The following is a 25,553-nucleotide window of genomic DNA, read 5'->3' as shown; positions in this document are numbered from 1 at the left end:
GCAACGAGATCACCCCCATGCGCAAGACCTCCCCCCTGATCCTGGCCGGCCTGGCCGCCGCCCTGTCCCTCGCCGCCGCCCCGGCCATGGCCCAGTCCAAGGGTGACTGGACCGTCTCGGCCGGCGTCCACCAGGTGGCGCCGAAGTCGAACAACGGCTGGCTGGCCGGCCACACCCTGAAGGTCGACGTCGACAACGACGTCAAGCCGACCATCACCGGCGAGTACTTCATCGCCGACAACCTGGGCATCGAAGTGCTGGCCGCGCTGCCGTTCAAGCACGACATCAACATCAACGGCCTGGGCCGCGTGGGCAGCACCAAGCAGCTGCCGCCGGTGGTGACCCTGCAGTACCACTTCAACAGCAAGGGCAAGGTCTCGCCGTTCGTCGGCGCCGGCGTGAACTACACGACCTTCTTCAGCGAAGACACCACCGGCGCATTGGCCGGCAGCAAGCTGAAGCTGCAGGATTCGTGGGGCCTGGCCGCGCATGCCGGCATCGACTTCGCGATCGGCGAGAAGGGCGCCCTGCGCGTGGACATGCGCTGGATCGACATCGACAGCAAGGTGAAGTTGAACGGCGAGAAGATCGGCACAGTCAACATCGATCCGCTGGTCTACGGCGCGTCGTACGTCTTCAAGTTCTAAGCGTGTGCCGGGCGCGGGGGCTTCCCCCCGCTCCCCCGCTGAACGCAAAACCCTCGCAGCATGTTGCCCCGGTCTTTGCCGGGGCTTTTTTTTGGAAAGCATGCAGAGGCGCGCTCTTCTGTAGAGCCGAGCCATGCTCGGCTATCGCGCGGAGCGCGCAGGTACCCGAAGAAGATCAGCCGAGCATGGCTCGGCTCTACAGAAGCATGAACGGGCCGCCTTTCAGTCGATTATTGATCCGGCGCCACTTCCACCCGGTTGCGGCCGCCTTCCTTGGCGCGGTACAGCGCTGCATCGGCCCGCGCCAATGCCTGTTCCAGCGTATCGCCACCATCATCATGCCAGCGTGCCACACCGATGCTCACGCTCACCACCGGGGCCGCATCCGAATCGACATGTGCGATCGCCAGCGCCTGCACCTGTTGCCGAAGCTGCTCGAACGGCGCTGATTCCGGTTGTCCCGGCGCCCAGTGCCCCAGCGCCACGAACTCTTCGCCGCCGTAGCGTGCCACCACCGAGTCGCTACCACGCAGCTGAGCAGCCAGGGTCGTCGCCACCGCATGCAGCACGGTGTCACCGGCGGGATGGCCGTGGTGGTCGTTGTAGCGCTTGAAGTAGTCGATATCGATCATGGCGATGCGCAGTGCGCCACGCGCATGCGGTGTACGCAGATAGCGCTGGAAGATCTGGTTGGCCTGGCGATCGAAGGCGCGCCGGTTCAGCAGGCCGGTAAGCCCATCGTGGTTGGCCAATGCATCCAGGCGTTGCTCGGCCCGCCACGTTGCACGCGTCTGCCGTTCGGAGATGTAGCTGCCGACAATGCCGGCCAGGTTGCTGGCCAGCACGAACATCACGCTCTGCAGCATCTGCGCCCAGTGCCGGCCCACCTGCAGCTCGGCCAGCACGAAGGCCAGCGCGATCAGGGTTCCGGTCAGCGTCGCTACCCCGAAGCGCAGCCCGCACAGAAAGTAGTTCAACAACAGGAACAGGCTGATGCCTTCGTAGGGGTAGTCCACGCCGGCACGGTGCGCGGTCCAGATCATGGTCACCAGCGCCAGCCCGCTGACCAGCACGACGCTGCCGCCCAGCCACTGCAGGTGGCGCCGCAGCACCGGCACGAAGGTCAGCGCGACGCCGAGCAGCAGTGCCGGCAGCAGAACGCCCAGCCGCCAGCGCAGCACCGGCGCGTGCACGTCCGGCGGCAACCAGTAGGTATCGAGCACGGCAAAGCCCAGCGAGAACGCCCCGGCCACGGCGCAGGCCCAGCGCATGCGCCAGACCACCTGGGCATCGAACGCGGCAGCGAACCCGTCGTCATCGGGATGCCCGGCCATGATGCGCCTGTCCGTGATCGCCATCGGCCCCTCCCCGCATGTGCACGGGCCACCCTAGCGGCCGCCGCATCAAGGCCGCGTGGCGAACACCAGGCGTGATCAAGCCCGGGCCTGCCGAGGCCCGCTAGAATGTGCGCATGAAAGCCCTGCACTCCCTGTTCCTCGCCGCCGCCCTGGCGCCGGCCCTGCTGTCCGCTTCCGCCCCGGCCCATGCCTGGGGCGCACAAGGCCACCGCCTGGTTGCCGAAGTCGCCGACGCCCGCCTCAACCCCGCCGCCCGCGCCGAAGTGGACCGTCTGCTGGCCACCGAGCCAGACGCCACCCTGGCCAGCATCGCGCCCTGGGCCGATCAGCTGCGCGCCAAGGACCCCGGCCTGGGCCGTCGCTCGGCCGGTTGGCACTACGTCAACATCGCCGAAGACAACTGCCACTACGAAGCACCGAAGCACTGCAAAAGCGGCAACTGCATTGTCGAGGCACTGAAAGCACAGAGTGCCATCCTCGGCGACCGCAGCCTGACCGACGGCGAGCGCCTGCAGGCGCTGAAGTTCGTCGTGCACCTGGTGGGTGACATCCACCAGCCGATGCACGCCGGCTACGCCCATGACAAGGGCGGCAACGATTTCCAGCTGCAGTTCGGCAACCGAGGTACGAACCTGCACTCGCTGTGGGACAGCGGCATGCTCAACACCCGCAAGCTGGACGATGCCGGCTACCTGCCGCTGCTGCAGAGCCAGCGCGCGCCGAAGCTGGCACGCCAGTCCAACCCGCAGCGCGACCCGCAGGCCTGGGCCGAGGCCAGCTGCCGCATTTCCATGCAAGCTGGCGTTTATCCGGCCACGCGTAAGATCGGTGATGAATACACCGAGCGCTACCGGCCGCTGGCCGAAGCGCAGCTGCGACTGGCCGGCGAGAACCTGGCGCAGTTGCTGAACCGCGTGCTCGGCACGCGCTGAGGAGCGTTCCAATGTCGGTCCAGGTGCAGTCGTTCTTCCACCGTGACAGCAACACCTTCAGCTATCTGGTCAGCGACCCGGCCAGTGGCGAGGCAGCGCTGATCGACCCGGTACTGGACTACGACCCGGATACCGACGCCAGCAGCGAAGCACCGCTGCGCGACGTGCTGAATGCCATCGAACAACAAGGCCTGCAGCTGCGCTGGCTGCTGGAGACGCATGCCCACGCCGATCATGTGTCGGCAGGGCGCCGGCTCAAGCACCGCTTTCCGCAGGCCACGCTGGGCATCGGCGAAGGCATCCGTGCGGTGCAGGCCACTTTTGCGCCGCGCTACGGCCTGCAGCTTCCGGCCGCCGATGAGATCTTCGATCGCCTGTTCAGCGATGGCGAGACCTTCGCTCTGGGCGAACTGCGCTGTCAGGTCATCGCCGTGCCCGGCCACACCAGCGACAGCATCGCCTATCTGATCGGCGATGCGCTGTTCACCGGCGACTCGCTGTTCATGCCCGATGGCGGCACCGCCCGCTGCGATTTCCCGGGCGGCGATGCCGCGCAGTTGTACCGCTCGATCCAGCGTCTGCTGGCCCTGCCCGATGCGACGCGCGTATTCGTCTGCCACGACTACGGCCCGGGTGGCCGCGGGTTCGCCAACGAGACCACCATCGGCGAACAGCGCGCGCACAATATCCACGTGCACGACGGCGTGGCCGAGGCGGAGTTCGTCAGCGTGCGCCAGGCCCGCGATGCGACGCTGGAAGAACCGAAGCTGATGCAGCCAGCGGTGAAGGCCAACATCCAGGGCGGGGCCTGATCCACGCCACTGCGCCCGCCGGGTGTGGACCGGCGCTATCCTGGTCATCGCGAGCAGTCATTTTCCCTGCGTGCGCACCACGTGCCGTCCCTTCACGATCTCGAACGTGAAGGCGTACTGCAGGGTGACCGCTACCGGCTCGACGCGCTCGGCGCCGCGGCAGTCGCCGCGGTCGGCAGGCACCTTGCCGGCCGCGAAGTGGCAGACCGCTGCGGACGAGTACTTCCACATCGCCACGGCTTCCTGCGCAGCCTGCAGCAGGGGCGCGTTCTCGCGTGCAGCCCCTGCCGCGCACTCCGGGCGATCGGTCAATGGCAGGCTGCGCTCGACGTCGCCGTTGGCATCAACCACCACCTGCAGGCAGATTGTGGTCGGCGCCAGTTCCGCGCGCGGGTCGCTATCCCCGACCTCCGGGTCCGGTGCCGCGTACAGTTGCGGCATCCGGTAGCCCTCGGTCGCACCCAGCGAATACACCTGCAGCTGCCCACTGCCGCCGCCCGCCTGCGGCTGCAGGCGCTGGTGACCGACATTCTCGCTGCGGGTATCGACGGTGGTCAGGCGATCCTGGGTTGCACACCCCACCAGCAGCGCTGCCATCATCAACAGCGGCGCGGACTTCACTTCGCGTCCTCGGTGTCATCCATGGCGTAGGTGATCGGAATGCGTACGGCACCGGCCACCGGCTTGCCGTTCTTCACCGCGGGACTATAGGTCCAGCTGCGCGCGGCGGCGACGGAGACGGCGTCGAACACCCCCGGATTGGTCGCACTGAGTACCCGCACATCGGTCGGATGGCCCTGTGCATCCACTTCGATGCGCAGATTGACCACGCCTACCTGGCGTTGCTCGACGGCGGACTTCGGATAGGACGGCGGCGGCATCTTGTCCACCTGGATCGGCCGGTCCAACCCCGCCTTGGCCGCATCGTCCTGCGCATGTTCGAACGGCTCGACACCGATCCGGGTGCCACCGGCCGCACCGCCCTGGCTGGCCCATGCCACCGCCCCCATGCCCACACACAACCCGACCACCAGCACCTGCCCGGACACCCACGGCAATGCCTTCCGCTTGGACTGCTTCAACATGGCGATACGCTCCTTCAACACGGGTTGGCTGCGCCAATGGCAAACCGCGGGCGCAACCGGGTGGACCAGCTGCGCCTTCAGCAGCGTGCTGGCATAGAGGCCGCGCAGCGCAGGCTGCGGACCGATGGTGCGGGCATCGCAGGCCAGTTCCTGATCGCGCAGGAAGCGGCGTGCGGCCCATGGCAGCAGCGGGTGGAACCAGAACACCACGCGCGCCAGCAGCAGCGCGCCGTTGGCCCAGTGATCGCCGTTGCGACGGTGGTTGCGCTCGTGCTGCAGGATCAGGTTCTGCTCCTGTGCGGTGAACTGCTGGTCGAATGCCGGGCCGACCACGATGCGCGGTCGCCACAGGCCCACCAGCGCGGGCAGGCCGGGATCGCCGCTGGCCTGCCAGCTGCCATCGGTGCGCGGCGTCAGTGGACCCATCCGCCGTTCGAAACGGAGTTGTGCGCGCAGGTCGCGCAGCAGGCAGATGCCCGCGCCCAGCGCCCACAGCGCGAACAACAGCCCTGCCCATGGCAACGACGGCCCGTTCAGAGCATCGATGGCACCGGGCATCACTTTCAGCGGCAGCGTGGGTACCTGCTGCAACAACGCAACCTGCGGCAACGGCAGCATCAGTGCCACCAGCAGCATCGGCAGCAGCCACCAGCTGCGGTAGGCCAGCCCCGCGCCGCCCATCCGCACCAGCAGCGGTCGCATTACCGCCAGCAGGACCGCGCCCACCGCCAGCCACAGGCTGGCCTGCCACAATCCGTCGAGCAGCTCAGTCATGGTCCAGCTCCTGGATCAGCTTCTTCAGTTCGGCGATGTCCTGCGCGCTCAACTGGCCGCGCTCGCTGAAGTGCGCGACCAGCGGCGCCACGCGCCCCTCGAAAACACGCCCGATGAAGTCCTGGCTCTGCGCCTCCACCCAGGCCTGGCGCTGCAGCAGCGGCCGGTACAGGTAGCGCCGGCCATCGCGCTCGGCAGCGATCGCGCCCTTGGTCAACAGGCGGTTGAGCAGGGTCTTGATGGTCGGCTCGGCCCAGTCGCGGTGGGCCAGCGCGGCCACCACGTCATCGGCGCTACGCGGTGCCTGCTGCCACAGCACCTCCATCACAACGGCTTCGGCTTCGCTGATCGGGGTCATGGTTTACATCCGTAATCGACATCACGATTACGCGCGTAATCGAATCATCTGTCAAGCCCCTCGACTCCGGGTTCATCCCGGCTGCGCCAGCATCGATTCCTCCCGCCCCAGGCCCCGGATGAAAGCGCTGTCCAAGAAGGATTTCCCGGTCGAGCAGGCGCGCCGCTTCCTCGAACCCGGCCCGATCGTGCTGGTCAGTACCGCGTGGCAGGGCCAGCGCAACCTGATGACGATGGGCTGGCACATGGTGATGGGCTTTTCGCCGTCGTTGGTCGCCACCTACCTGTGGAATGAAAACCACAGCCATGCACTGGCCGTCAGTAGTGGCGAGTGCGTGATCAACGTACCCGGCGTGGAGCTGCTCGATACCGTGGTCGACATCGGCAACTGCAGTGGCCGCGAGGTCGACAAGTTCGCGCGTTTCGGGCTGGATGCAGTACCTGCGCGCGAGGTTGGCGCGCCGCTGGTCGGACAATGCCATTCCTGCTTCGAATGCCGTCTTTACGACGACAGCCAGGTGCAATCGAGCAACCTGTTCATCTGGGAAATCGTGCGCGCCCACGTCGCGCCCCGGCCGAAGCTGCCGCGCACGGTGCATTACCGCGGCGATGGGCAGTTCATGGTGTCCGGCGCGGAAGTCTCGCGTCGACGGCGGTTCAAGCCCGACATGCTGTAATGCCCGCACTCCCCCACACGCAGGACCGCCCCGCATGACCGAACACCTCACCGACCTGGACGCCGCCGTCGACTGGTTGTTTGCGCGCGTGGACGGGCCGCTGCGGATCGGGGCACCGCTGGCACTGGGCAAGCCACACCGGCTGCTCAATGCCCTCTACGCACGCGTCGAGCACGACCCTTCGCGGCCGCTGCAGCTGTATACCGCGCTGTCGCTGAACCCGCCGAAGGCGCGCGGCAACGGTCTGGAAGCGCGCTTCCTGGCGCCGTTCGCGCAGCGCCATTTCGGCGACGATTTCCCGCGCCTGGCCTATGCCGATGCGATCGCGCGCGACGCGTTGCCGGCACATGTGCAGGTGGAAGAGTTCTACATGCAGTCCGGCGCCCTGCTCGGGTCGCGGCAGGCACAATCCAGCTATACCAGCCTGAACTACACCCATGCCGCCGACGCGGTGGCGCAGCGCGCACCGCAGGTGATCGTGCAGAAGGTGGCGATGCGCCCGAACGACCGCCGGCTTTCCCTGTCGTGCAACAACGACATCACCCAGGACACGCTGGATGCGATGACCGCGCGCGGCCTGCCGCGCCCATTGATGATCGCCGAGATCGATCCGCAGCTGCCCTATCTGGGCGGCTCGGCAACGGTCGATGTGTCGTTCTTCGATCTGGTGATCACTCCGCCACCGCCGTACCCGGCGCTGTTCGGGCTGCCGCGGCAGCCGGTCGGCGATGCCGACTACGCCATCGGCCTGTACGCCAGCACGCTGGTGCGCGACGGCGGCACCCTGCAGATCGGTATCGGCACGCTGGCCGATGCACTCAGCCATGCGCTTGTGCTGCGCCACACCGACAACGCCCGCTACCGCCGCGTGCTGCACGCGCTGGATCCGCAGCTGGCCAGCCACCCGCTGGTGCAGGAGATCGGCGGGCTGGATCCGTTCGAAGTGGGCCTGTACGGCTGCAGCGAGATGCTCAACGAGGGCTTCCGCCGGCTGGTGCAGACCGGGGTGATCAAGCGCAAGGTGCACGACGACCTGGCGCTGATGCAGCGCATCGAAAATGGCAGCACGCTGTCCATCGACCACGCCACCCTGGCCGCCGAGGGCGAGTACCTGCACGGCGCGTTCTACCTGGGCTCGCCGGAGTTCTACGAGTGGTTGCGCACGCTGCCGGAAGATGAGTGTCGTGCGATCGGCATGCGCCGCATCAGCGAGATCAACCAGCTGTACGGTGGCAACGAAACGCTGGAACGCCTGCAGCGCCGGCACGCGCGCTTCTTCAATTCCTGCATGATGGCCACCGCGCTGGGTGCAGCGGTGTCGGACGCGCTGGACGATGGCCGCGTGGTGTCCGGCGTGGGTGGCCAGTACAACTTCGTGGCGATGGCACATGCTCTGCCGGAAGCGCGCAGCGTGCTGATGTTCCGTGCCGCGCGCGATGACAAGGGCCGGCGCGAGTCCAACGTGCGCTGGAACTACGGGCACACCACCATCCCGCGCCACCTGCGCGACATCTACCTGAACGAGTACGGCATCGCCGACCTGCGAGGTCTGACCGACGAGGACTGCGTGCATGCGATGACCGCGATCACCGAAGCCCCGTTCCAGGGTGGCCTGCTGCAGCAGGCGCAGGCCGCGCGCAAGCTGCTGGCGGTGTCCCAGCCGGACACGCAGCGCCTCCAGCGCAATACGCCGCAGGCATTGGCCGCGGCACTGGCCCCATTCCGCGCCGATGGCAGCCTGCCGGACTACCCGCTCGGCAGCGACTTCAACGAGATCGAGCAGGTACTGGTGAAGGCACTGGGCTGGCTGAAGGCCTACACGCAGACCCGTGGCGACAAGCTGCGCACGGTCTGGGCCGCGCTGCGACAACCGGCCGGCGACGGCGATGCGGTGTACCTGCAGCGCATGGGCCTGCAGGCGCCGAAGAATTTCGCAGAGCGCCTGGATGCGCGACTGCTCCGCCTGGCCCTCGCCCGCACCGCGTAGGCAGGGGCAGCGCCGGGCCGTGCCCGGCGGATGCGTGGTGCCCAACGCGCTATCGTATGCCTATGAGCGACGATTCCCGTTTCCTGCACGACCTGCAGCAACGCCAGGCCGCAGGCGAAGACCTGCGCTATCTGTGTTTCTGGGGCCACCAGCCGCCGCGCAGCGGTGTGTCTGCGTCCTGCTTCAGCCAGTGGTATGACGCCGGCTTCGACATTGATGGCGTGCGCTACCGCACCGCCGAGCACTACATGATGGCCGGCAAGGCGCGGTTGTTCGGCGCCAGCGCGCTGCTCGACAAGATCATCACCAGCGCCACACCGGACAAGGCAAAGGCGCTGGGCCGCCAGATCGAAGGCTTCGATGAAGCGCGCTGGGTACAGGCGCGCTACGACCTGGTGGTGGCTGGCAACCGCGCCAAGTTCAGCCAGAACCCGGAACTGGGCGCCTTCCTGCGCGCCACTGCGCGTTGGGTGCTGGTGGAAGCCAGCCCGGTGGATTTCATCTGGGGCATCGGCCTGGCCAAGGACCACGCCGACGCGCACAACCCGGCGCGGTGGCGCGGATTGAACCTGCTGGGGTTTGCGCTGATGGACGTGCGCGACGCGATGTAACGCTCATCCACGCATGGCGTGGATCCACCGGCACGGCGACCGATTCGATTCGCCCCACAGAAAAAAGGAAAGGCCGGCGTGCGCCGGCCTTTCCTGCATCACGCTGCGATGCTGCTTACAGCGACTTGGCCGCTTCCACCACGTGGGCGGTGGTGATGCCGAAGTGCTTGTACAGCTGATCGGCCGGCGCCGAGGCACCGAAGGTGTCGATACCGACCACAGCACCGTCCAGGCCGACGAACTGGCGCCAGAAACCGGTGACGCCGGCTTCCACGGCCACGCGCTTGCGCACGGCATTTGGCAGCACCGATTCACGGTAGGCCGCATCCTGGCGCAGGAACACGTCGGTGGACGGCATCGAGACCACGCGGGTCTTGATACCGGCCGCGTCCAGCTGGGCCTTGGCTTCGGTGGCCAGCGAGACTTCCGAGCCCGTGGCGATCAGGATCACGTCCGGGGTACCGGCAGCATCGGCCAGCACATAACCGCCGCGCTCGATCTGGGCAATCTGCTCGGCGCTGCGCGGCTGGTGCGGCAGGTTCTGGCGGCTGAACACCAGGCAGCTCGGGCCGTCCTGGCGGGTGATCGCGGCCTTCCAGCTCACCGCCGACTCGACCGCATCGCACGGACGCCACACGTCGTTGTTCGGGATGTAGCGCAGCGAAGCCAGGTGCTCCACCGGCTGGTGGGTCGGGCCGTCTTCGCCCAGGCCGATCGAGTCGTGGGTATAGACGTGGATGGCGTGGGCCGGGATCAGCGCGCTCATGCGCACGCCGTTGCGGGCGTAGTCGCTGAACACCAGGAAGGTGGCGTCGAACGGAATGAAGCCACCGTGCAGGGCCAGGCCATTGGCAATGGCGGTCATGCCGAACTCGCGCACGCCGTAGTACACGTAGTTGGCGTTGGCGTCGTCGCTGGCAACGGACTTGCTGCCCTTCCACAGGGTCAGGTTGGAGTGCGCCAGGTCGGCCGAGCCGCCGACGATTTCCGGCAGCAGCGGAGCATAGGCTTCAATGGCCAGCTGCGAGGCCTTGCGCGAGGCGATCGTCGGGCCTTCAGCCGCCACCTGGGCGATGTAGGCATCGGCCTTGGCAACGAAGTCGGCCGGCAGTTCGCCGTGCGAACGACGGGTCAGCTCGGCGGCTTCGCTCGGGTATTGGCTGGCGTACTTGTCGAACAGCTGTTCCCACTCGGCCTGGCGCAGGGTGCCGGCGCCATTGGCGCGCCAGCCGTCGTAGATCGCCTGCGGGATCTCGAACGGACCGTACTCCCAGCCCAGCTGCTTGCGGGTGGCTTCCAGTTCGTCCTTGCCCAGCGGTGCGCCGTGGCTGGATTCCTTGCCCGCCTTGTTCGGCGAACCAAAACCAATGGTGGTGCGGCAGCAGATCAGGGTCGGCTTGTCGCTCTGCGACAGCGCGGCCTCGATGCCGGCCTTGATGCTTTCCGGGTCGTGGCCATCGACGTCACGGACCACGTTCCAGCCATAGGCTTCGAAACGCTCCGGGGTGTTGTCGGTGAACCAGCCCTCGACGTTGCCGTCGATGGAGATGTGGTTGTTGTCCCAGAAGCAGACCAGCTTGTGCAGGCCCCAGGTACCGGCCAGCGACGCCGCTTCATGCGATACGCCTTCCATCAGGCAGCCATCGCCCATGAACACCCAGGTGCGGTGGTCGACCACTTCCAGCTCCGGGCGGTTGAAGCGCTGTGCCAGCAGCTTCTCGGCCAGGGCGAAGCCCACGGCGTTGGCGAAACCCTGGCCCAGCGGGCCGGTGGTGGTTTCCACGCCCGGGGTCTCATGGCGCTCCGGGTGGCCGGCGGTGTGGCTGCCCAGCTGGCGGAACAGCTTGAGCTGCTCGATCGGCAGGTCGTAACCGCTCAGGTGCAGCAGCGCGTACTGCAGCATCGAACCATGGCCGTTGGACAGCACGAAACGGTCGCGGTTGAACCAGTGCGGGTTGCTCGGGTTATGGCGGAGGTAGTCGTTCCAGAGGACTTCGGCGATGTCGGCCATGCCCATGGGCATGCCGGGGTGGCCGGACTTTGCGGTTTCAACCGCATCGGCGGCAAGGAAGCGGATGGCGTTGGCCAACTGGCGACGGGTAGGCTGCGTCATGGTTCTGTCGGAATCGGGAGGCGGCCGCGGACGTGCGGGCGGCCTATTGTCCCATAGTCGCCGGGCGGGGGGTCGGTTCACCGTGCCCGGCAGTGCCGGCCGCTGGCCGCCAACTGCGCAGAATTCAATGAAGATCATGAAGTTGCCGGCCAGCGGCCGGCACTACCGCCCCCGGAGTCCGGGGGCTGCGCCCTAGGCGCGGGGGTGTGGAAGCCGGTAAGGGGGGCCTACGATTCGCATCGCGAAACGTGGGAGCGGCAGCGCGCATGCGATGACGCGTACCCGGCCAGCGGCCGGCACTACCCGCCCCCGGAGTCCGGGGGCGGGAATCCGGACTCAGTCCTGCTGCGGGCCCAGCGCCGGGCCATCGTGGCCTTCGCCCTTGGCCACCAGCGTGGTCAGGGCCAGGTCGCCAGTCACGTTCAGCGCGGTACGGCACATGTCCAGGAAGTGGTTCACGCCCAGGATCAGGCCGATGCCCAGCGGGTTCACGCCCACCATCGCACAGATCATCGCCACCACCGGCAGCGAGCCCGAGGGCACGCCGGCCGTGCCGATGCCACCGAGGATGCAGACCGCCATCACCATGATCTGCTGGCCGATGCTCAGGTCCACGCCGAAGAACTGGGCCAGGAAGATCACCGTCACGCCCTCGAACAGCGCGGTGCCGTTCTGGTTGGCGGTGGCGCCCACGGTCAGCACGAAGCGCGACACGCGCTGCGGCAGGCCCATCTGGTCGGCCACGCGCAGCGCGGTCGGCAGGGTGGCGTTGCTGGAGGCGGTGGAGAACGCCATCACCGTCGCTTCCTGGGTATCGCGGAAGAACGACAGCGGCGAGCGGCCGGACAGCCACACGGCGGTGCCGTAGGTCACGATCATGTGCAGGCCCAGCGCGAGCACCACCACGCCCACGTAGGCGCCCAGGCGGATGATCAGCTCGAAGCCGAACAGCGCGGCCAGGTTGAACATGAAGCAGGCCACCGCGTACGGCGCCAGGCGGATGACCAGGTTGATCAGGGTCATCGAGATTTCGAATACGCCTTCGATGGCACGGCGCAGCGGGGCGACCTTCTCGTCGTCGGTCAACACCATGCCGATGCCGAACATCAGCGCGAAGAACATCAGCGACAGGATCGCGCCGTTGTCGGACGCGGCCTGCAGCACGTTGCTCGGCACGATCGACAACAGCATGTCCATGCCCTTCGGCGTGCCATGGATGCCGGCAACGATTTCCTTGCTGCGCTCTGCGTTCTCCGACAGCATCATCGCGGCCACCTGCGGATCCACGCCGGCGCCCGGCTTGAGCAGGTTGACCAGCACCAGGCCGATGCCCACGGCAATGCCGGACAACAGCACGGTATAGGCCAGGGTCTTCCAGCCGATGCGGCCAAGGGCGCGGATGTCGCCCATCTCCGACACGCCCATGATCAGCGCCGAGAAGATCAGCGGCACGATCAGCATGAAGATCAGGTTGAGGAACAGGCCCGACGCCGGGGTGGTGATGTAGTCCATTACCCACTTGGCACCGGCCTGCAGACCATCGACGCTGCCACCCAGGGCGTGCACGATCAGTCCCAGGATCAGGCCGATCGCAAAGCCGATGCCCATCTTCCAATGCAGGGGCAACTTCTTCTTGTCGGCAGCAGCTGCTGTCATGCGCGGGTTTCCTCGAAAAATGAATGCACTCTAACAAAGCGCGCAAGCGGCGCCGGTTCAGGTTCGCCGCGGTGGATACAGCGGCGGCAGCCCAGTGTCAGCGGTGATCGCCGCCGCCGACCAGTGCGGTCCGTCACGGAAGACCTCGCGCAGGCGCGTGCGCAGCGGCGCCAGATCACCCTGCCCGCCCCAGCGGGCCTGTTGCAGGTCCTGCAGCACCTGGCGCTGGGCCGGGTCATCCAACCGGGCGATGACCTGCTCGATGCGTTCAACGCCGGCCATCGCGCATAGCTGAGCTTCTACCTGATCGAAGCCTTCACCATCCAGCGCGCGGCGCAGTTCGGCCAGGCCGGCACGTCCCGTCGCCACAGCCGGCACAGCCCCCCTGCCCGCCTCAGGCGGCGCCACGCGCGGGCGACGGCCACGCTGCCAGCCCCACAGCAAGGTCAGCAGCCACAGCAGCGCCAGGCCGATAGCGGCGCCCATCCATGGCCACGGACGCTCGGCCAGGCCGCTGGCGCGCGGATCGGTGGCCGCGATACGGCTGTCCTGGCCATCGCCCCCCGGCAGCGCAGCATCGGTGTCGATCGGCGGCAGCGGCGCAGGTGAAGCACTGCCACCGCCATTACCGGCTGCGACGGCGAGTGTCAGGTCCGGCAGCTTCGCTTCCTGTGGCTTGCCCGCACGAACATCCCACCACGGCAGGCGCGGCCCCGGCACCACCAGCGAACCCGGCTGGCGCGGCACGATCGAATAGCGGCGGGTGATCTTCAGGCGCGGCGTGCTGCCGTTGAAGCTCTCTTCGTACTGTGCGGGTTCGGCGAACACCTGTGCGGCGTTGCCGACATCGGGCACCGGCAGGTCGGTGAACTGCGCGCGGGTGGCACCGTCGGCAATCGCCTCGACCACCACGTTGGCCGCCTCACCGGTACGTGCGCTGGTCGGTGCACTGGTGTAGCGCAGCTGCAGGCCCTGCAGCGGCAACCATGGCTGCGGCGCCTGCGCCGGCTGTGCCTGTACCTGCAACGTGCGGTCGGCGCCGGTGGCATTCATGCGCCCGTCGCCGCCGCCAAAGAAATCGTCGAAGAAGCCACCGGCACTGCGCCCACTGAAGCGCGCACCGGCCAGCCGGAGTGCACCGCTGCGCTCGGGAACAAGCAGGAAGCGCCGCTCGACCACGTTGTAGCGACGGCCATTGACCTGCCGCACATCGGTGCGGTCATCGCCCACCCGCTGCAACGACGCGCCTGCCGGGGTATCCAGCACCAGTTCGCCGGACGCCAGCTGCGAGGCGAAATACAGCCGCACCACCACGCCCACGCTCTGCTGCACGTACGGCGTCTCGTCATCGACAACGGTTTCGATGAAGGCCACCGCGTTGCTGTCGGGGCCGGCCACGGCAGCGGCATCCACCTGAAGGGTCAGCGGCGCGGTACGTGCACTGCCCACCTGCAGACCCGGCACCACCAGTGCACCGCTGCGCCGTGGGGTGAGTGCCACGCCATACAGAGTGCGCTGCTGCATGCTGCCATTGCGCCACTCCACCTGGCGGCTGCTGGTCTGCCCGCTGAGATCGAAGTCGGTACGCAACGGCGTGAAGTCCGGCGCGCCCTGGTCGCTCTCGACATTGAGCATTACCGTGTCACCCAACGCGATGCGGTCGCGGTCCAGCCACGCGCGCGGCTGCGCCCAGGCCAGCAGCGGCAGCCACAGCAGCAACGCCGCCAGTACCTGTCGGGGCCAGTGCCTGTGCATGTTGATCGCCCGCGTCATCGCCCTTCCCTCTTCCTGCGTTCGTTTTCCAGCTGGAACTTGGCCCGCAGCAATGCACCCGGATCATCCGGCACGCGTCGCATCCACGCCTCCACCGCCTGTTGCTCCTCGCGCTGGCGCGCAGTGCTGCCGTCGCTGCCGGGCACGGGCTTGCCGTCCTGTTCGCCCTTGCCCTCACGTGCCTGCTGCATTGCCCGCTGCATGCGCTGGCGCTGCTGCTCATCGGCCCGGGCCTGTGCCTTGGCATCCTCCACCTGTGGTGGCGCCGGCTGTCCATCGCGGCCGCGCTCGCCGGGCTGCGGGCTCGACGGGTTTTTGCCGTCACCGGGCTTGGGCTGCCCCTGCTGGCCCGACTGCGGCTGGCCTTGGCCAGGATCCTGCTGGCCCTGCTGCGGCTTCTGGCCCTGCGGATTCTGCTGCCCCTGGCCGTTCTGCGGTGGCTTCTGCTGCCCGTTCTGCGGTGGTTTCTGCTGATCCTGGCCTTTGCCACCGGACTGCTTGCGCTTGCGCGCGGCATCGACCACGGCGCGGTTGGCGACCGCGTCGGCCATGCCGGGATGCAGTGCCAGCGCGCGGTCGTAGGCGGCAATGGCTTCGTCGTAGTTGCCTTGGCGGGCCAGTGCATTGGCCAGGTTGTACCAGCCCGCATCGCTGTCGATGCCCTCGAACTGCTTGCGGGCACTGGCGAAATCGCCATTGCGGTACGCCTGCGCACCTTCGGCCAGACGCTGGTGCTGCACCTGGTCGGCGCGCTTCCACAGTGTGCCCTTCACCGGCGGTGAAGCCGGCACGGCGGGTGCCTGCGCCTGCACATCACTCATCCACGGCAGCAGGCCCACCGCCAGCACCGCCGCCAGCAGCGCGCGGCGGCGGAAGGCCAGCAGCGCCAGCAGCATCACCGGTGGCAGCAGCCAGAACCCTTCATCACGCCATTGCTTGCCCTCCCCGGGCCGCTGCGCCGCAGTACCTTCGCGTGCATCCAGTACACCCAGTGCGCGCAGATCACTGTCATCGGCGGCGATGCGGGCATAGCGGCCACCACCGGCCGTAGCCACCGCACGCAGGCTGCCTTCATCCAGCGTGGCCTGGCGGATCTGCCCACTGCCATCCCGGTACGCCGCACCGGCAGATGTGCCCAGGCCCAGTACCGACACCTGCAGGCCGAGGCTGCGCGCCTGCGCGGCCGCCAGTGCCGCTTCATCATCCGCCTGATCGCTGACCAGCAGGATCTGCCCCCGCAATGCCCCGATCTGGCGCATCAACCGCGTCGCCCAGTCGATACCGCGGTCGGCACGCTGGCCGTCGCGTGGCATCACATCCGGCGACAACGCGTCCAGATACAGCGCCACATTGCTGCCGTCGTCGGTCAGCGGCGCCACGGTGTAGGCATCCTCGGCGTAGACCACCAGGCCCACCTGTCCGCCCTGGCGGGCACGCAGCAGCTCACCCACTTTCGCCCGGGCCTGCAGCAGGCGCGACGGCGGCAGGTCGGTGGCATTGATCCGGCTGGACAGATCCAGCACGACCAGCAGCGGTGCGCTGGCCTGGAACATCGGCTGTGCCTGCTGGCGCCAGCTCGGCCCGGCCATGGCCAGCGAGGCCAGCGTCCAGCCCAGCAGCACGGCCCAGGGCAGGCGTGCACGGCGGCGCGTGCCCGCAGCCAGCAGATGCGGCAACAGGTGGGCATCCACCGCTGTTCGCCATACATCGCTGCGCCGCTGCCGGTACAGCGCCAGTGCAAGGATGACCGGCAATGCCAGCAAGGCCCACAGCCATTCCGGGCGCAGGAAGTGCAGCGCATTCCAGTCGGGAAGATGGGATGCCAACGCGATCATCGGCGGCGCTCCGGCCACACCCATGCCAACGCACCCAGCAACAACGCCAGGCCCAACGGCCAGGCATAGCGCTCCTCGCGCGGGCGCAGGCTCGGCCCCTTCGCGGCGATCGGCTCCAGCCGGTCCAGTTCAGCGTAGATCCCGGCCAGCTGCGCGGTGTCACGCGCGCGGAAGAACTGGCCACCGGTCATGCTGGCAATCTTCTTCAACGTGGCCTCGTCGACCGGGTCCTGATCGGCGGAGATGGGAATGCCGAACAGGCGCATGCTGCCATCGCCACCAAACGCGACGGTGTGGATGCGTACACCTTCGGCGCGGGCCACTTCCGCCGCACGCAGCGGTTCCAGCACGCCGGCGTTGCTGACGCCGTCGGTCAGCAGGATCAATACGCGCTGGCCTTCGGGTTGGCTGCGCAGGCGCTTCACCGCCAGGCCGATGGCATCACCGATGGCCGTCTCGCGACCCGCCAGGCCAACCACGCTGTCGCGCAGCTGGTCGCGCACGCTGGCCAGATCGGCAGTAAGTGGCGTAAGCGTGTAGGCGCGGTCGCCGAAGATCAGTAGGCCGATGCGATCACCGGCACGACGATCAAGGAAATCGGCGAGCACGGCCTTGGCCGCGGTCAGGCGATCCACCGCCTGTCCACCCAGCACCATGTCGCCCTCGCCCATGCTGCCGGACACGTCCATCGCCAGCATCATCTGCCGGCCCTCCTGCGGTGGCGTGATTGCTTCGCCCAGCTGTTGCGGGCGAGCCAGTGCGACGCACAGCGCGCACCAGCCCAGCCACAACAGCAGCGTACGCAGCCACGACACATCGACGCGGCCGCCACCGGCCAGCGCTTCCAGTTCCGTCGCCGCATAGGGCACACGCAGTGCTGCGCCGGGATCGGCACGACGCTTCCACCAGTGCATCAGCAACGGCAACGGCAGCGCCAGCAGGGCCAGCGGCCATGCCAGCTGCAGGTCCGGCCATGGCCAGTAACTTGCCAGCAGGCTCATCGGCGCCGCTCCAGCAGCATGGCCAGATAGCGCTCGCGCGCCCAGCTGCGCAGCGCCGCCACATCGTTGGCGTCCACGCGTGGGCGATAGGCACCTTCGGCCAGCAGGCTGCGACGCGCCGCGGGCAGCGTGCCTTCCGGATCCACGCGCTGCCACCAGGCGTCATCGCGCAGGGATTCACTGCCGGGCTGTGCCTGGCGCGCGGCGCGACGCAGCAGCCCTGCGATCGCCGCCAGTTCGGCAGCCGCATCGGCGGTGGTTGCCAGCTCCTGATCGAACAGCTGCAACCAGCGTTGGCAGCGTCGGCGGCGCTGCCACCACACGAAGGCCATCGCCGCCAGCAACAGCAGCACCCCACCGCCGATCATCAGATAGCCCGGTGCCGGTGGCCACCACGACGGAGGCGGTGGCACTTGGACGTCGCGCAGCGGCAGGTTGGCACTCATGCCGGCACCTCGGTGGGCGATGGTGCCAACCAGGCATCGCTGGGCGCATCGGTGGTCAGCACCTGCACATCGACACGGCGTGCGCCGAGCTGACGCCGCAGTTCCTGCAGCGGTTCGACGAAGTGTGCCTGCCAATGCGCCTGCACCTCGCTGCGCCGCAGGTCCAGGCCGATGCGCTGCTGCAGGGTCTGGAACTGCAGCGCGGCCGATGGAGGCTGCAGTTCCAATGGATCGACCAGCAGCACCAGGCTGAGGTCATGGTGCTGGGCCAGCGCACTCCAGCGCGCAGGCGGAATACGGATGGCCTGCTGCGGGTCGGCCAGCACCAGCACGCGTGCACCCGGGCGCAGGACGCGACCGGCATGGTCCAGCGCGCGCTCCAGGCCAAGGTCATCGGCCGGGGGCTGCGCATACCACCGGGTGAGCGCATCCAGCACGCGCAGCACGCCGCGCGGCCCACCTGCCGGTGCGATCGGTGGTTCACGGTCGCTGCCACGCAGGGCGCCGATGCGATCGCCACGACGTTGCGCCGACCACGCGGCGACGGCGCCTGCACGTGCGGCCTGCACCGATTTGAAGCGCACGCGGGTGCCGAAGTACAGGGCCGGCGAGGTATCGGCCACGATCAGGCTGACCCGCTCGCGTTCGGCCTGGAACAGCTTGGTGTGGGCACGACCGGTCCGTGCGGTCACCCGCCAGTCGATATGCCGCGCATCATCACCGGCCACGTACTCGCGTGACTCGGCATATTCCATGCCACGCCCGCGCAGCGGTGACGGCGCCTGCCCGGCGTTGCCGGCACGGCCACGGCGTGGCGGCGGCGGACGCTGTGCAAGGCGGCGCAGGGCCACCAGTTCGGACAGCTGCGGGCGCAGCCCGTCACCGTCGCTGACGGAGGAGGCGTGGTGCAGGGATGGATCGGTCATGCGCAGGCTCAGGGTGCCGGCACCCGGGCCAGCAGCTCCTGCACAAGGCGTTCGCCATCCCAGCCTTCGGCAGTGGCTTCGTAGCTGGGCAGCACGCGATGGCGCAGCACGTCGGCAGCGACCGCACGCACATCATCAGGGGTGACGAAATCGCGGCCGGCCAGCCAGGCGCGCGCACGCGCGCAGCGTTCCAGTGCGATGGAACCGCGCGGGCTGGCGCCCCAGGCAATGCGGCGGCCCAGGCCAGCGTCATAGCGCGCCGGATCACGCGAAGCCAGCACCAGCTCGATCAGGTAGCGTTCCAGCGCCGGCGCCATGTGCAGGTCCAGCACTTCGCGGCGGGCATCGAACACATCCTGCATCGGCAGCTTTTCCGGCGCCGGTGCGGCTTCGCCCAATGCGCCACGGGCGCGCTCGCGGGCCAGGCGCAGGATCTCCGATTCGGCAGCCTGGTCCGGGTAGCCGATGCGCACATGCATCAGGAAGCGGTCCAGCTGTGCTTCCGGCAGCGGGAAGGTGCCTTCCTGTTCGATCGGGTTCTGCGTGGCCATCACCAGGAACAGCGGCGGCAGCGCGTAGGTGTGGCGGCCAACGGTAACCTGGCGCTCGCCCATCGCTTCCAGCAGTGCGGACTGCACCTTGGCTGGCGCGCGGTTGATTTCATCGGCCAGCAGGATCGGGTGGAAGATCGGTCCGGGTACGAATTCGAAGCGACCTTCCTGCGGACGCCAGATCTCGGTGCCGGTCAGGTCGGCCGGCAGCAGGTCCGGGGTGAACTGCACGCGGGCGAAGTCAGCTTCCAGGCGCGAGGCCAGCGCGCGGATCGCCGTGGTCTTGGCCAGGCCCGGAGCGCCTTCCACCAGCAGGTGGCCATCGGCCAGCAGCGCGATCAGCAGGCGTTCGACCAGTGCCGCCTGGCCGACGATCTCGGCCGACAGGGCATCGCGCAGCTGGGTGAAGGCGCCATGCAGGCGGGAGGTGGCCGGCGCGGGCGGCGGCGAGACGGTTTCGGGCATCGGCGGTGGCAGGTTCATGGGGGCCTTTGACCGGCGCGGGACGGCACGGGTTCCCGACATCATCGCAGGGTGCCCTGCGGTTGGCATCAAGAACGGCTGAACGGCCCATCCACGCATGGCGTGGATCTACTGGACACGGGCGGCGTGGATCTACGGGTGGAAACGAAGAAGGGCCGCGCATGGCGGCCCTTCTTCGTTTCGCGGGTGGCGCGGGCTCAGTTCTGCTTGGCCACGCGCAACACCTTCGGCGTCACGAACACCAGCAGCTCGGCCTTGTCCTTGTTGCGGCCGCGCTTCTTGAACAGGTTGCCCAGGAACGGCACGTCGCCCAGGAACGGCACCTTGCTGATGCTGCTGCGGTCGGTGAACTCGTACACGCCACCGATGACCACGGTCTGCCCATCCTCGACCAGCACCGCGGTGTTGACCTCGCGGCGGTTGATCGACGGCACCGTGCCGTAGCCCTGCAGTTCGATCAGGCGGTCGACTTCATCCTTCTTCACCTGCATGTTGAGGAACACGCGGTTGTCGTTGGTGATGGTCGGGGTCACCCGCAGTTCCAGCACCACTTCCTTGAACTGCACGTTCGGGGTGGAGCCGGCGCCACCGGCAGCACCGGTGCCGCTGATGGTGACGTAGCCGATCTCCTTGCCTTGCTTGATCATGGCCTCGCGCTGGTTGGTGGTAACCACGCGCGGGTTGGAGATCACCTCACCTCGCGACTCTTCCTGCATGGCCGACAGCTCCACGTCCAGCAGGTAGCCTGCGTTGAGGATCGACAGCGCCAGCGAGCCGGGGTTGTTGGCTGCGGCCACCGGCAGGTTCCAGTTCAGGCCGCGCTTGATGGTCGGGCCGCTGGGAATAGGCGCCGGGCCGACGCTGCCGCCGGCCTGCCACTCGCGAATCGCCTTGGCGTTGGCCTGCGCCGTATCGACCTGCGACTTCCGGGTTTCGGCATTGGCATCCAGGCTGCCGCTGAAGTACACGTTGTCGCGGCTGCCGCTGATGCCGAACTTCGCACCCAGCTCGCGGGCGAAGGTATCGGTAGCGATGACAATGCGGCTTTCGATCAGCACCTGGTCAACCGGACGGTCGATCACACCGATCAGCTCACGCATGCGCGCGATCTTCTTCGGGATGTCGCTGATCATCAGCGTGTTGGTGCGCTCGTCGGCCACGATACGGCCGCGCGAGGACAGGAAACCACTGTCTTCCTGCGACGAACCGCCACCACCGCCATTGCCGCCGCCACTGCCGCCGCCGATGCCCTTGGCCTCGGTCAGCGCTTTGAAGATCTGCGTGGCACTGTGGTAGTTGATCTGGACGTAATCGGTGACCAGGTCTTCGCGGTTCTCGATGGCGATGCGCGCGTCTTCCTTCTCCTGCTCGAACTTGGCCAGCTCAGCCTGCGGAGCGACCCAGATCACGCTGCCATCGCGACGCTTGTCCAGGCCCTTGGCGCGCAGCACGATGTCCAGCGCCTGGTCCCACGGCACGTTGACCAGGCGCAGGGTCACATTGCCCTGTACCGAATCGGACGCCACCACGTTGAGGTTGGATTCTTCGGCGATCAACTGCAGCACGGTGCGCACCGGCACGTCCTGGAAGTTGAAGGTCACCGGCTTGCCGGTGAAGCCACGCTGCCCCACCGCCTTGGCGGCCTGGGTGACGCTGCCGGCGGTGACCGCGCCCACCGCGGCGGGCGCCTGCCGCGGGCTGATCTCCACCACGTACTCGTTGCCGCTCTGGTAGGCCAGCGACTCCACCGCGCCACCGGTACTGAGCACCAGCTGGGTACCGGCACCGGACGGCTTGGCGTCGATGCGCTGCACCGGCGTGGCGAAGTCGGTGACGTTCATCGGCTTCTGCAGGTTGGCCGGCAGCCGGGCGTTACCGACATCGACCACCACGCTGTTGCCCTGCGTCCGCAGGTCCGGGACCGCGCCCTGGCCGTCGAACTGGACGATCAGGCGCCCGGCGCCATCATCGCCGCGCTTGAAATCGATCTTGGCCACCGACAGGCCCGCCGGCGCTGCCGCCGGTGCCACGGTGGCGCCCACCGGCTTCTCGGCCGGTGCGGCGGCCAGCGCCGGAGCGCAGGCCAGCATCAGCGCGACTCCCAACGCGCTGACACGGTTCAAGGTAGAGCGCCGGATGGGACGCAGCCCCTTGGCTTGGTGAAAGGTCATCGTGCTATCCCCAGTAAACGATCATTGATCTTCAAGCGAGAGCGTTGCCGGCCGTTCCAGCCAGCCGCCCGCGCCATCCGGCACCAGTTCGATCAGCTCCACGTGGTCCTCGAAGACCGCCGTGACCCGCCCGTCGCTCTGCCCAAGGTACCCACCCGGGCGTACCCGGTAGGTCACCTTGTCCGGCCCCATCACCAGCGCCACGGTAGCGGCGCCGGTGCCGATGGTACCGACCATGTCCAGTGCATCCAGCGGGAAGCCTTCCAACGGCTCCTTGCGCCGGTTCGGATCCGGACGCAATCCGCCATTCCCCTGCTGCGGATTGGTCCAGGCATCGGTGAACGGATCGCGCAGGCCCTGTGCGGAGTATTCGAAGGTTTCGAACTGCTGCATCACCGGCAGCGGCTCCAGCGGCTGCGCCGGTCGTGCACGCTCGCCTTCCACCCACTTTTCAAGATTCGGCGCATCACCCGGCGTGCTGGTCACGCCGCGGCCACAGGCGGCCAGCAACAGGACCGCCAACGCCACTGCACTGCGTGCGATGTACGTGCGCATCACTTCTTGCCCCCCTTGCCGTTCTTCTTTTTCGCTTCGGCATCGGCGACAGCCTGCTGCGCCTGCACTTCCGTCTCATCCAGATAGCGATAGGTCTTGACCGTTCCGGACAGCTCCAGCGCACCGCTGCGGGCATTGCCGCTGGTCTTGTCCTTGGGCTTGAGGTTGATGTCGTGCATGGTCAGGATGACCACGCGCGGCAGCGACGCCACGCCACTGACGAAGGCACCGAACTGGTGGTAACTGCCCACCATGCGCAGCTTGATCGGCTTTTCGGCGTAGAACTCCTTGACCTGCTCCTGCTCCGGCTCGAACAGCTCGTTGGTCAGGCCGCTGGACAACGCGGTCTGCGAAATGTCGATGATCAGGTCCGGCATTTCGGTCTTGCTGGGCAGCTGCCGCAGCATCTGCTGCAGCACCTGTTCCATCTGTGCCAGCTGCTGCTTCAGCGGCGCCAGGTTCACCGCGCGTTCCTGCTGCTTGGTGAACTCGGCACGCAGGTCGACTTCCTTCGATTCCAGGCCGGCCAGTTCCTCGCGCTTGCCACTGATCAGCAGCATCCACGCAACGAACATGATCACCAGCGCCAACAGCGAGCAGAAGACGATCTTGGCCTTCTGCGGCCAGTTGCCGATGTCGTTGAAATCCAGGTTCTTCAGATCGATTTTCTGGCTCATGCGCGATCCCCCTGCAGCGGGGCGTTGAAGGCCTGCGGCGGCTGCGCCAGGCGGCTGCCCTCGGGCTTCGGCGCAGGCTTGGCAGCCGGGGCTGCCGGCTGGTTCGGCGCGGCCGGGGTGGCAGCAGGTGCGTTGACCGGAGCGGCGGCGGGGGCGGGTGCAGCCGGAGCAGCAGCGGGCTGGCCTGCGGCCGGCGCGGCGGGGGCCGCTGCATCCGGGCCGGCGGCAAGCGGTGCCACGGCAGGCGGCGCCGGCGTTGCCACCGAACCATCGGCGTTGAGGCCTGGCGTAGCGGCCACTTCCTCACTCTGCGCCGGCAGCTTCACCTTGACCACGAACACGTAGGGCAGCGCCTTGATGTCCGCAACCGGGCCGGTCTTGCCGTCCTTGTCCTTATCGGGGTCACGCGCTTCGATGATCGACAGTTCCGGGTTGGTCATCCAGCCGGAGGTCTCCAGGTTGCGCATGTACGCCGAAACACGGGCGTTGGACTGGGTGCGCCCTTCCAGGGTCAGCACGTCGCCTTCCTGCTTCAGCGCGGTCAGCACCAGGCCGTCGGGAATCGTGCGCACCAGCGCATCGAACAGGTGCACCATCTGCGAGCGCTTGGCCTGCAGTTCTTCAATGACCTTCTTGCGGGCCAGCAGGCGTTCCTTCTGCGCGTCGAGGCGGTCGATCTCCTTGTTCTGTTCCTTGACCTTTTCGATCTCGGCTTCCAGATAGGCGTTGCGGTCCATCTGGCCGCTCACCTGGCGGTCGTAATAGAACCAGATCACCAGCGACAGCAGCAGGCCACCGATCGCGGCCATGCCCAGCATTGCGTAGAACTCGCGCTGGCGTTGCTTGCGCCGCTCGGCGCGCCAGGGCAATAGATTGATGCGTGCCATCAGTCGAAGCTCCTCAGCGCCAGACCGGTGGCGATCATCAGCGCGGGGGCATCCTGGGCCAGCGCATGTGCGTTCACCTTCGGCCCCAGGGTCATCTGCGCCAGCGGGTTGGCGACCACGGTCGGCACGCCCAGCTGTTCCTCGACCATCTCCGGCAGCCCGCCCAGCACAGCGCAGCCGCCGGCCAGCACGATGTGGTCAACGCGGTTGAACTCACTGCCTGCATAGAAGAACTGCAGCAGGCGGCTGATCTGCTGGACCGTGGCTTCCTTGAACGGTTCCAGCACTTCCATCTCGTAGCTTTCCGGCAGCCCACCCTGGCGCTTGGCCAGGCCGGCTTCCTCGTAGCTCAGGCCGTAACGGCGCATGATCTCGTCGGTCAGCTGCTTGCCACCGAACACCTGTTCGCGGCTGTACAGGCTGCGGCCGCCGCGCAGGACGTTGAGGGTGGTCATGGTGGCGCCGATATCGACCAGCGCGACCACGCCCTCGATGGACACCGGCAGCTCGCTGGCGACCAGGGCGTAGGCGTTCTCGACCGCGAAGGCCTCCACGTCCATCACCTTGGCCTGCAGGCCACCCAGTTCCAGGGCCGACTGGCGCAGTTCCACGTTCTCCGAACGCGACGCGGCCAGCAGCACCTGGACCATCTCCGGGTTGTTCGGGATCGCCCCGATCACCTCGAAGTCCAGGTTCACTTCCTCGATCGGGTACGGAATGTAGTTGACCGCTTCCAGCTCGATCTGGGCTTCCATGTCGTTCTCGTCGAGCTCGGCCGGCATCGGGATCACCTTGGTGATCACCGCCGAACCGGCAACGGCGGCAGCGGCCAGCTTGGCCTTGCTCCCCGAGCGGTTCATCGCGCGGCGGATGGCCTCACCTACGGCCTCCACTTCCACGATGTTCTTTTCCACCACCGCATTCGGCGGAAGAGGTTCCACAGCGTAATGTTCCACGCGAAAACGGTTGCCACTGCGGGACAGCTGCAAAAGCTTTACCGCAGTCGAACTGATGTCGACGCCTACAAGCGGCGACTGACTTTTTGGGATGAGCCCCACGGTTTCTCCCCTGCCGACGGGCACTTGGACGCAAGACCTGCGCCCGAGCATTAATAACGTATTCTTAGCAAATGGCAACGGCCCTGCTGTGAAGTTCCTCACGGATTCACGATGCAGCCCCTGACTGTTCCCCTTGCGCTCCCCGGTGCCGACCCCAGCCGCCACCTTGCGTAATCTATAC

General features: G+C 67.5%; 23 protein-coding genes. 6 read left to right on the top strand and 17 right to left on the bottom strand.

Annotated features, from left to right (window positions below):
- The first annotated feature begins 17 nt into the window (after positions 1–17).
- A complete protein-coding gene (locus tag G370_RS0107340; protein WP_005410839.1) occupies positions 18–647 on the top strand; it encodes an OmpW/AlkL family protein in 630 nt (209 codons plus the stop codon).
- A 230-nt stretch (positions 648–877) separates the two neighbouring features.
- On the opposite strand, the gene G370_RS0107335 is transcribed toward G370_RS0107340, so the two are convergent.
- Positions 878–2,005 (bottom strand): GGDEF domain-containing protein, encoded by a 1,128-nt coding sequence (locus G370_RS0107335; protein WP_019660011.1) that lies wholly within the window; start codon positions 2,003–2,005, stop codon positions 878–880.
- Between the two features lie 113 nt (positions 2,006–2,118).
- Between G370_RS0107335 and G370_RS0107330 the strand changes: the two genes are divergently transcribed.
- Both G370_RS0107330 and G370_RS0107325 read left to right on the top strand, forming a co-directional pair.
- Positions 2,119–2,937 carry a S1/P1 nuclease gene (locus tag G370_RS0107330; protein WP_019660010.1) on the top strand — a complete coding sequence of 273 codons (819 nt, stop codon included), beginning with the start codon at positions 2,119–2,121 and terminating at the stop codon, positions 2,935–2,937.
- Positions 2,938–2,948: 11 nt separating this feature from the next.
- Positions 2,949–3,749 (top strand): MBL fold metallo-hydrolase, encoded by an 801-nt coding sequence (locus G370_RS0107325; protein WP_019660009.1) that lies wholly within the window; start codon positions 2,949–2,951, stop codon positions 3,747–3,749.
- A gap of 57 nt (positions 3,750–3,806) precedes the next feature.
- Here the strand turns inward: G370_RS0107325 and G370_RS0107320 are convergent, their stop codons facing one another.
- From G370_RS0107320 to G370_RS0107310, 3 genes are read right to left on the bottom strand one after another with little or no spacing between them, the layout of a single operon-like run.
- Positions 3,807–4,370 (bottom strand): hypothetical protein, encoded by a 564-nt coding sequence (locus G370_RS0107320; RefSeq protein WP_019660008.1) that lies wholly within the window; start codon positions 4,368–4,370, stop codon positions 3,807–3,809.
- Entirely contained in the window at positions 4,367–5,608 is a 1,242-nt protein-coding gene (locus G370_RS0107315) for a M56 family metallopeptidase (protein WP_019660007.1), read from the bottom strand. Before G370_RS0107315 ends, G370_RS0107320 begins: the two co-directional genes overlap by 4 nt.
- Positions 5,601–5,966, bottom strand: a complete 366-nt coding sequence (locus G370_RS0107310; protein ID WP_010484077.1) for a BlaI/MecI/CopY family transcriptional regulator — start codon at positions 5,964–5,966, stop codon at positions 5,601–5,603. The genes G370_RS0107315 and G370_RS0107310 overlap by 8 nt, the downstream gene beginning before the upstream one ends.
- Before the next feature lie 118 nt (positions 5,967–6,084).
- On the opposite strand from G370_RS0107310, the gene G370_RS0107305 reads away from it, so the two are divergent.
- The 3 genes from G370_RS0107305 (at position 6,085) to G370_RS0107295 (ending at position 9,240) form a co-directional block, all read left to right on the top strand.
- Positions 6,085–6,642, top strand: a complete 558-nt coding sequence (locus tag G370_RS0107305; protein WP_019660006.1) for a flavin reductase family protein — start codon at positions 6,085–6,087, stop codon at positions 6,640–6,642.
- Between the two features lie 34 nt (positions 6,643–6,676).
- Positions 6,677–8,629, top strand: a complete 1,953-nt coding sequence (locus G370_RS0107300) for an acetyl-CoA hydrolase/transferase C-terminal domain-containing protein (protein WP_019660005.1) — start codon at positions 6,677–6,679, stop codon at positions 8,627–8,629.
- A gap of 62 nt (positions 8,630–8,691) precedes the next feature.
- The gene (locus G370_RS0107295; protein ID WP_019660004.1) at positions 8,692–9,240 is read left to right on the top strand and encodes a riboflavin biosynthesis intermediates N-glycosidase; all 549 of its coding nucleotides are present in this window, start codon (positions 8,692–8,694) and stop codon (positions 9,238–9,240) included.
- A 115-nt stretch (positions 9,241–9,355) separates the two neighbouring features.
- Here G370_RS0107295 and tkt read toward each other — a convergent pair whose 3' ends face one another.
- From tkt to G370_RS0107230, 13 genes are all read right to left on the bottom strand, one after another.
- A complete protein-coding gene (tkt, locus tag G370_RS0107290) occupies positions 9,356–11,353 on the bottom strand; it encodes a transketolase (protein WP_019660003.1) in 1,998 nt (665 codons plus the stop codon).
- A gap of 336 nt (positions 11,354–11,689) precedes the next feature.
- Positions 11,690–13,009: a dicarboxylate/amino acid:cation symporter gene (locus tag G370_RS0107285; protein ID WP_019660002.1), complete on the bottom strand. Its 1,320-nt coding sequence runs from the start codon at positions 13,007–13,009 to the stop codon at positions 11,690–11,692.
- A 57-nt stretch (positions 13,010–13,066) separates the two neighbouring features.
- On the bottom strand, positions 13,067–14,782 hold the full coding sequence (locus G370_RS0107280) for a BatD family protein (protein WP_019660001.1): 1,716 nt from the start codon (positions 14,780–14,782) through the stop codon (positions 13,067–13,069).
- On the bottom strand, positions 14,779–16,617 hold the full coding sequence (locus G370_RS0107275; RefSeq protein WP_026347023.1) for a tetratricopeptide repeat protein: 1,839 nt from the start codon (positions 16,615–16,617) through the stop codon (positions 14,779–14,781). The genes G370_RS0107280 and G370_RS0107275 overlap by 4 nt, the downstream gene beginning before the upstream one ends.
- Entirely contained in the window at positions 16,614–17,618 is a 1,005-nt protein-coding gene (locus G370_RS0107270) for a vWA domain-containing protein (RefSeq protein ID WP_019659999.1), read from the bottom strand. The genes G370_RS0107275 and G370_RS0107270 overlap by 4 nt, the downstream gene beginning before the upstream one ends.
- Positions 17,615–18,064: a DUF4381 family protein gene (locus G370_RS0107265; RefSeq protein WP_019659998.1), complete on the bottom strand. Its 450-nt coding sequence runs from the start codon at positions 18,062–18,064 to the stop codon at positions 17,615–17,617. The genes G370_RS0107270 and G370_RS0107265 overlap by 4 nt, the downstream gene beginning before the upstream one ends.
- Positions 18,061–18,990 (bottom strand): DUF58 domain-containing protein, encoded by a 930-nt coding sequence (locus G370_RS0107260; RefSeq protein ID WP_019659997.1) that lies wholly within the window; start codon positions 18,988–18,990, stop codon positions 18,061–18,063. The genes G370_RS0107265 and G370_RS0107260 overlap by 4 nt, the downstream gene beginning before the upstream one ends.
- A gap of 8 nt (positions 18,991–18,998) precedes the next feature.
- Positions 18,999–20,024, bottom strand: coding sequence for an AAA family ATPase (locus G370_RS0107255; protein ID WP_019659996.1), 1,026 nt, complete (start codon positions 20,022–20,024; stop codon positions 18,999–19,001).
- 197 nt (positions 20,025–20,221) lie between these two features.
- Positions 20,222–22,195: a type IV pilus secretin PilQ gene (locus G370_RS0107250; protein WP_019659995.1), complete on the bottom strand. Its 1,974-nt coding sequence runs from the start codon at positions 22,193–22,195 to the stop codon at positions 20,222–20,224.
- A gap of 21 nt (positions 22,196–22,216) precedes the next feature.
- Positions 22,217–22,750, bottom strand: coding sequence for a pilus assembly protein PilP (locus G370_RS0107245; protein ID WP_019659994.1), 534 nt, complete (start codon positions 22,748–22,750; stop codon positions 22,217–22,219).
- A complete protein-coding gene (locus tag G370_RS0107240) occupies positions 22,750–23,427 on the bottom strand; it encodes a type IV pilus inner membrane component PilO (RefSeq protein ID WP_019659993.1) in 678 nt (225 codons plus the stop codon). Before G370_RS0107240 ends, G370_RS0107245 begins: the two co-directional genes overlap by 1 nt.
- Positions 23,424–24,314: a PilN domain-containing protein gene (locus tag G370_RS0107235; protein WP_019659992.1), complete on the bottom strand. Its 891-nt coding sequence runs from the start codon at positions 24,312–24,314 to the stop codon at positions 23,424–23,426. Before G370_RS0107235 ends, G370_RS0107240 begins: the two co-directional genes overlap by 4 nt.
- Positions 24,314–25,372 (bottom strand): pilus assembly protein PilM, encoded by a 1,059-nt coding sequence (locus G370_RS0107230; protein WP_010484061.1) that lies wholly within the window; start codon positions 25,370–25,372, stop codon positions 24,314–24,316. The genes G370_RS0107235 and G370_RS0107230 overlap by 1 nt, the downstream gene beginning before the upstream one ends.
- Between the last annotated feature and the right edge of the window lie 181 nt (positions 25,373–25,553).

The sequence above is a fragment of the Stenotrophomonas hibiscicola ATCC 19867 genome (genome assembly GCF_000382065.1).
Lineage (GTDB): Bacteria > Pseudomonadota > Gammaproteobacteria > Xanthomonadales > Xanthomonadaceae > Stenotrophomonas > Stenotrophomonas hibiscicola.
Note: the sequence above shows the minus strand (reverse complement) of the source record. Positions and strands in the feature narration are given on the sequence as shown.